General features: G+C 46.6%; 5 protein-coding genes. 2 read left to right on the forward strand and 3 right to left on the reverse strand.

The window, feature by feature from the left end; all coding sequences use genetic code 11:
- The first annotated feature begins 172 nt into the window (after positions 1 to 172).
- Positions 173 to 835 (forward strand): 2OG-Fe(II) oxygenase, encoded by a 663-nt coding sequence (locus tag LKK83_RS13480; protein WP_324631685.1) that lies wholly within the window; start codon positions 173 to 175, stop codon positions 833 to 835.
- 67 nt (positions 836 to 902) lie between these two features.
- Positions 903 to 2,705 (forward strand): ABC transporter ATP-binding protein, encoded by a 1,803-nt coding sequence (locus tag LKK83_RS13485; RefSeq protein ID WP_324631686.1) that lies wholly within the window; start codon positions 903 to 905, stop codon positions 2,703 to 2,705.
- Positions 2,706 to 2,761: 56 nt separating this feature from the next.
- Here the strand turns inward: LKK83_RS13485 and LKK83_RS13490 are convergent, their stop codons facing one another.
- The 3 genes from LKK83_RS13490 to LKK83_RS13500 all read right to left on the reverse strand — a co-directional run bounded on the left by LKK83_RS13490 (position 2,762) and on the right by LKK83_RS13500 (position 5,625).
- Positions 2,762 to 3,829 (reverse strand): serine/threonine protein kinase, encoded by a 1,068-nt coding sequence (locus LKK83_RS13490; RefSeq protein WP_324631687.1) that lies wholly within the window; start codon positions 3,827 to 3,829, stop codon positions 2,762 to 2,764.
- Between the two features lie 584 nt (positions 3,830 to 4,413).
- The gene (locus LKK83_RS13495) at positions 4,414 to 5,118 is read right to left on the reverse strand and encodes a hypothetical protein (protein ID WP_324631688.1); all 705 of its coding nucleotides are present in this window, start codon (positions 5,116 to 5,118) and stop codon (positions 4,414 to 4,416) included.
- A 273-nt stretch (positions 5,119 to 5,391) separates the two neighbouring features.
- Positions 5,392 to 5,625, reverse strand: coding sequence for a hypothetical protein (locus tag LKK83_RS13500; RefSeq protein WP_324631689.1), 234 nt, complete (start codon positions 5,623 to 5,625; stop codon positions 5,392 to 5,394).
- Positions 5,626 to 6,377: the final 752 nt, after the last annotated feature.

The following is a 6,377-nucleotide window of genomic DNA, read 5'->3' on the forward strand; positions in this document are numbered from 1 at the left end:
TAATTTCATTCCAGATTGTGCCATACTCAGAAACTTCCAGCAATTGCTAGATTTTTCCGGGTTAAATGTATCTGTAACAGGGTGGGGTCAATGGGTTGACCGTCGCCGTTGACAATCCCAACAAAACCGCTCATAAAATCAATAAGATGCTTAAGTTAACCTAAAAAATTCCATGCTAGACCAATTAACCCTATTCGAGCGTTTGGGGGTCTTCGTCATGCGAGACTTCCTCGATCGCCAGCTTTGCCAGCAAATTTTAGCGGAAATTCGTCAAGCCAAGAAATTTCGACCGGGCGAAATCCACCTGAGCGAAGGAAAATTTGTAGTGGATGAAACCATTCGCAAGGTTGAGCAAACCAAATTGTCCCCATCCATCGTTGAAACCGTAGGCCAGAAACTCGGAGCGATTAAGCCCCAATTGGAAAAAAATTTTAAGGTGAAATTGGACGCTTGTCAAGGCCCGAACTTTTTGTTCTACCGAGAAGGTGGCTTTTATCTCCCCCACAAGGATCGGGATTTTGGGAAGGATTACCAATATGTGAACCAAAGGCGACGAGTCTCTACGATAATTTTTGTCAACGGTGAAGGACAGACTGGAGATTGCGATTCTGCCAATATCGACACCTATGAGGGCGGGGCATTAATGTTTTATGGTTTATTAAAAGATGAGAAAGCCGCTCGGTTGGGTTTGTCGCTCAATGGGCAACCGGGCTTGTTAATCGCTTTTGACAGCGCTATAGTGCATGAAGTCAAGCCCGTGACAGCGGGAGAGCGGTTGACGATTGTCAATTGGTTCTTGGGAGAAGAGGAATCAGAAAAGGGGAAGGGTTCCTAACTTGACCGGATTGCCAAAAGTGCGATCGCTCTCTATGTCAATATCGCCCCTAAAATCATTACGAACTTTGAAAACCAAGCTCAAAAATAAGCAACTCTTGGAAAACCTGAAAAGAGCCATTTGTTTAGTCTGGCAAAGCACTCCCCTGTGGAGCGCTGTCACGACGATTCTCTTGCTGGTGCAAGGCGTTTTGCCCATAGTTTCCCTCTATTTAATGAAACGGATCGTCGATGCCGTCACCGTAGGTATTGGCGCGGGTTCTGCTGCCTTTTCCGAGGTGCTGCTGCTGGTGATTCTCGCCGGATTCACCGCTCTGATTGCTGATTGTCTGCGCTCTTTATCCGGATATGCAAGCGAGGCGCACTCCCAAATTGTTACGGATTTTGTCCATGACATTTTGCACGCTAAATCTATCGAACTCGATTTGGAATATTACGAAAATGCCCAGTTTTATAATGCTTTGCATCGCGCCCAACAAGAAGCGGTTTATCGCCCTCAGCGCATCCTGAATAGTTTGGTGCAGTTGGCGCAAAATGGCATTTCTCTGATGGCGATCGCAGCTCTATTAATTTCCCTCCATTGGGCGATCGCTGCAGTCTTGTTAGCCGCAGCACTTCCCGGTTTATTCGTCCGGTTAAACCATACCGGCAAGCTCTATCGTCAGCAACGGGGTTGGACGCTCAAAGAGCGCATCGCTTACTATTTTCATTTGATGCTCGTCCATGATTCCTATGCCAAAGAAGTGCGATTGTTCGATTTGGGGGCGGGATTTCGCCAGCGCTATCGCCACCTGCGCGACTCGATTCGTCAGGAAAAATTGGCGCTGGCTAAATGGCGATCGCAGGCGGAATTAATCACTCAATCCAGCAGCACTCTTGCCGTTTTTGCCGCTTGCGGTTTTATTGCCTATCAAACCCTGATGGATGAAATTACATTAGGGGGACTGGTAATGTACTATCAGGGATTTCAACGGGGTCAAATTTGTTTGCGAGAACTGCTTTCCAGTCTTGCCAGTTTGTATGAAAATAGTTTATTTCTCTCTCATTTATACCAATTTCTGGACTTAAAACCCACAGTTTCCACCCCTTCCCATCCTCATCCCGTTCCCAACCCGTTTGCAGTGGGGGTGACATTTGAAAGAGTTTCTTTTCACTATCCTCATAGCAGTCGTCCCTTACTGGAAGAGATTAATTTAACGATTCCGGCGGGAGAAACCGTGGCGTTGGTGGGAGAAAATGGAGCGGGTAAAACCACGTTAATTAAATTATTATGTCGGCTTTACGATCCGACGGGCGGACGAGTTACAATTGATGGGATTGATTTGCGGGAATTGAATGCGACAGAGTGGCGACGGGAAATTAGTGTGGTGTTTCAAGATTACGTGCGTTACAATTTGACGGTGAGGGAGAATATTGGGTTTGGAAATATTGGGAATTTGAGTGAGGAAGAAGATATTATCAAAGCGGCGCAAAAAGCCGGGGTAGATAAAGCGATCGCTAAACTTCCAAAAGGCTACGAGACGACGTTAGGCACGCAATTTGACGAAGGGGAAGAATTGAGCGTGGGGGAGTGGCAAAAAGTAGCGATCGCCCGGGCTTTTTTGCGATCGGCTCAAATTCTGGTTCTCGACGAACCCACAAGTGCTTTAGATGCGCGATCGGAATCGGAAGTTTTCGAGCAATTTCGCCAACTGATTCAAGGCAAAACGGCAATTTTGATTAGCCATCGTCTGTCAACGGTAAAGATGGTCGATCGCATTTTTGTCTTAGAAAAAGGTAGGATTGTAGAAAGTGGTTCTCACGAAGAATTGTTAAGTCTCGGTGGGACTTACGCGCGATTGTTTGCCATGCAAGCCAAACATTACCAATAAAATTAAAAAAATGCAACTTGAAAGCGATTAATTTGTAATTAAAAATTTTTAATGAACTAAAAACTTTTAATATCGTCAAGAATAGCATCGCAAATTTGCGGCAGTTTCGTCAGTTCATCGGGGCGATCGACTTTTCGCAGGGGGACCGTAGCTGCCAAACGTCCCAAAAAAATAAATTCTCGGTATTGTCTATCGCGGTCTAAGGTTAAAAAGTAGGGATAGCAATGCTCTAGTAACATCATCAAACCAATTTTACTGGGAATTGGCGCGATCGCCGGAGTTGCTAACTCTAATTGGCGCGGTTCTAAGATATAAACAGCCGCAAGACTTGCCGGTTGCGCCTGAAACCGCCACTGGACGGCAGCATTCTCCGCATCCAACTCCACATAGCGTTTATCGATTTGCCTCATCACCCTGGATAAACCGACCTCTGACCCGTAGACGGCGTTAACGGCATTCGGCCACAAGCGCAGACGGGGATATCCGGGTTGAACGAGAAATGAGTTGTCCTTCTCGGTGAGGACTGCTACATCGTCGGCCAGAATGGGACATCCGCGTTTGGCAAAAGCGGCGGCAGTGGTGGATTTTCCCGCCCCTTTAGCGCCGATTAAGGCGATCGCCTGGGTTCCTCCCCTTTTTTTTATCCCCCCCCCGCCCCCCTTTATCCCCCCCCGCCCCCCTTTATCCCCCCCCCCGCCCCCCTTTGAAAGGGGGGAGCCAGGGTCATAATTTTTTGTTGTCCGGGGGGAGCCAGGGGTTCCCACGGCGATCGCACTGGAATGCAGGCAAACTGTCCCCCGCAAGCGCAACGCAGAACCCAATACTGCACCGAGTAAGATGGCGGTGACTTCTGGTAATGGCAAGTTGGTTCGGGCAGAAATTTTTTGGCGCGAGGGGGAAATTTGGAACTCGACCATTCCGTTGCCGCCATAGGAAAGTTCGTAAGTACCGTCGGTTTTTTGCTCTCTGTTTATTTGCCAGCCAGTAGCAGGTTGGGGCGATACAACCGGGCCGGTTTCTGTTAATTCAAATTCGATATCTGTTGGGGCGGGCGAGATGGCTATTAGACCGGGCAGTTGCCGGTTGCTGCTTAGGGTAATGCCGTAAATTTGATAGAAAAACATTTGGTTCAAGGTTGAATTAAAATTTGCTTTAAATTATTAAATAATTTTACTATTGCACTGCAATAGATAGTTAGGACATTCTCGACCGACAGAATCTCTCTTTGTGTCCTCTGTGTCTCTGTGGTTTCGATCCCCCCGGCCCCTTATCCCCTCTAACCCCCTTTTTTATCCCCCCCTTTGGTAATCCCCCCCTAACCCCCCTTTGAAAGGGGGGAGACATTGGTAATCCCCCCCTAACCCCCCTTTGAAAGGGGGGAGACAGAGGAATAAATACGCAAGTTGTCCGGGGGGGGACAGAGGATCGCTTTCGGTTCAAATATAGTTCATCATTAGTAGGGTGGGCAAATGATATCCGAAGCCGGAATTTTTCGGGATTACATAATTTTGCCCACCTTAGACTTAAGTTGTTAGGTGCGTTACGGCGCTGAATTTTAACATTTAGGTTAATGTCAAATAATTGCACAGCGCAAAGACGCACCCTACCGCTTATGTCATTAGGTGGTGCGTTACGGCGCTGAATTTTAACATTTAGGTTAATGTCAAATAATTGAACAGCGCTTAACACACCCTACCGCTCTCTTCGATTAGTTCGATGAATTGGAAGGTAAAAAGCTTTGGAGGAGGGGGACTTCCTCTACACTTTTAAGCCGCCAGCGGTGTTCCCGAGTCATTTCCATGAAAGCCGGAGTGGGCATGGTAATACTGATACTCAAGTTACTCAAAGGGAGTTCATGGCTACTGCCATTTGGAAAAGGAATTTCAGCGACATAACTATTGTCGTTGCTATCGCTTGTTTTCTGATTGGCTTTACCATTCAGCGTAAAGTCGTTGCCTTCTTTGTCCTTGTAGTTTATGGAAACTTCATCTAAAATAGACTGGCTGTCTATCTTAAAACCATTGTTGGTCTTTTCAAAGGAAATACTGCGAGTTAAAGCAACTTTTCCAATAAACAACGTACCAACGTAAGATAGAAGTTTACGGGTGGGAGGGTTTCCCAAAGCTTCGCTGTCTTCTTGACCGGGGACAATGCTCATTTCTCCACTACCAAAATCCTTGAGATCGGAAGTGGCATCATAAGTTTGTCCATACTCTATAGGCTGAATCATGGTACTCAGGACACCATCATTGCTAGTCAAAGAATAAGAAATGACTGATTCACCACTATCGAAGTTGGCCGCGTGAGTGGAACCCTTTTCCCGGTCATATATCCACGTCACATCCCCAAATTTTACATTGGGAGGTTTATTGTCAGGATTGTTAAGTGACTCCATTTCACCGATCTTAGTCATAATGGCTCCCCCAATTTTGGCAACCTTCGTAATTACTGAGAAAAAACTCATACGTCCTCATGGAACGGTTATATGTTCAAACTCTATAGAGAGTTGTAGTTTGTAACTTTCGTCGTTTATATCGTCTATATACTTAAGACGATTATCGAAATCTGCCGCCATAAAGATGTAAATCGCAGAATCATAGAGTTATCTTTGGCGTATAGATTTGGCTATACCTCGAAGTCAATCTTTATTTTTCGAGTTAGAGGCATTGTTTCCCTACGTCCTCGATTAACAAAACGTTAACGCACCCAAAAATCCAAAGGGTAAATACCATAATACATGCAGGGAAAAATCAGTGAAATTTGGAAATCCGTCAAAGCCAGTTGCAACAATCGTGGTAAAAGTTACTTCATTGATTTTCCCATGCTGGTACAGTTTGGGTGGCGAGTAGGGAAGTTTTGCCTCCGGTTCCCCTTCGTTTTCGATGGTGATTTTGTCCGGTTGATTCGTTGAGTCAGACATGATTAATTCCTCTCTTTTTTGGAAATTAAATGAATAGTCGATTGGGAGGGAGCGATCTTCGGGGAAGAAATCGCGCCTCTATAAATAAGACGTTTTACCTGCCCCGTTTGTGAATTTTTCCAGCCAGAGATTTTTTCACTGGCGCGGGCATAACAAAGGGGGAAAAATTGCGCCTCTATAAATAAGACGTTTTCACTGCCCCGTTTGTGAATTTTTTCTGGAAATGGGAGTTGTACGGTTCGCCCCTAGCTCTTATCCCCCCCTAGCCCCCCCTTTGAAAGGGGGGGGACATGAAAGGGGAGGGACATGAAAGGGGGGGACATGAAAGGGGGGAGCCAGAGGAATAATTTTTGTTGTACTCCACTCATAGGGGGCAGTGGACGGTGAGAGAAAAGCCCCGGAGGAAAATTATTTGGCAGGAGGGACTGTGCCGCAAGTGCCGCAATGTCTAAAATTGCGGGGGAATTGCCCCTGCTATTTTTCATTGGAATCTCGCTCTGGCATCCGCCGCTATCCATCCAAACTCGCCAGTATCGTTGAAAAAGTTTTAGCATTTCTGGGATTAAGACGGAGGTGGCGGGAGTTAGGCGATCGCATCCCCGACAGAGATATTCCTCAATAGCCCCCCTTCCCAAGGGGGGTTGGGGGGATAAAACCTCTTGAGCCCCCCTTCCAAAGGGGGGTTGGGGGGATAAAACCTCTTTAGCCCCCCTTCCCAAGGGGGGTTGGGGGGATAAAACCTCAATAGCCCC

Origin of the sequence: Phormidium sp. CCY1219, assembly GCF_035615515.1 — a bacterium.
Taxonomy (GTDB): Bacteria; Cyanobacteriota; Cyanobacteriia; order Cyanobacteriales; family Laspinemataceae; genus CCY1219.

Excerpts from the sequence above, each read along its gene's own strand:
- LKK83_RS13480 (WP_324631685.1), top strand. The coding sequence starts at position 173 with ATGCTAGACCAATTAACCCTATTCGAGCGTTTGGGGGTCTTCGTCATG.
- LKK83_RS13490 (WP_324631687.1), bottom strand. The coding sequence starts at position 3,829 with ATGTTTTTCTATCAAATTTACGGCATTACCCTAAGCAGCAACCGGCAA.
- LKK83_RS13495 (WP_324631688.1), bottom strand. The coding sequence starts at position 5,118 with ATGACTAAGATCGGTGAAATGGAGTCACTTAACAATCCTGACAATAAA.
- LKK83_RS13500 (WP_324631689.1), bottom strand. The coding sequence starts at position 5,625 with ATGTCTGACTCAACGAATCAACCGGACAAAATCACCATCGAAAACGAA.